General features: G+C 77.3%; 1 protein-coding gene. It reads left to right on the top strand.

Features of this window, described 5'->3' with window-relative positions; genetic code table 11:
• The coding region (locus K6I33_RS35650) for an ROK family protein (protein ID WP_229358909.1) at nt 1–512 on the top strand (512 nt) is incomplete at both ends.

Raw genomic sequence — 512 nt, forward strand, 5'->3', positions numbered from 1 at the left:
GTCCTGGGTGGGCGACTGCGGTCCGGGCCTACTGGTAACGCCGGCCATATCGGGCACATCAGCGTTGATTTGGACGGGGATCCCTGTCCGTGCGGGTCACGGGGGTGCGTGGAGCGCATCGCCAGCGGGCCCAACATCGCCCGCCGCGCCCTGGAGGCGGGCTGGCGGCCCGGGTCCGACGGGGACGCGAGCGCGGCCGGTGTCGCGGCGGCCGCCCGCGCCGGCGACCCGGTCGCGCTTGCCTCCTTCGCCCGGGCGGCGCGGGCGCTCGCGGCGGGCATCGCCGCCACCGCGACGCTCGTGGAGATCGAGGTGGCGGTCATAGGCGGTGGTGTCGCGGGAGCCGGTGACGTTCTCTTCCGGCCGCTCCGCGAACACCTGCGCGACTACGCGGCGTTGTCCTTCGCCTCGGGCGTTGAGGTGCTCCCGGCCCGGCTCGGCTCCGACGCGGGCGTGGTGGGCGCCGCCGCCGCGGCCGCCGCGGGGGCCGGGCTGTGGGGGCTGGGCCTGTC

It is taken from the genome of Streptomyces sp. UNOB3_S3 (assembly GCF_020740895.1).
In the GTDB taxonomy this organism is placed as follows: Bacteria; Actinomycetota; Actinomycetes; order Streptomycetales; family Streptomycetaceae; genus Streptomyces.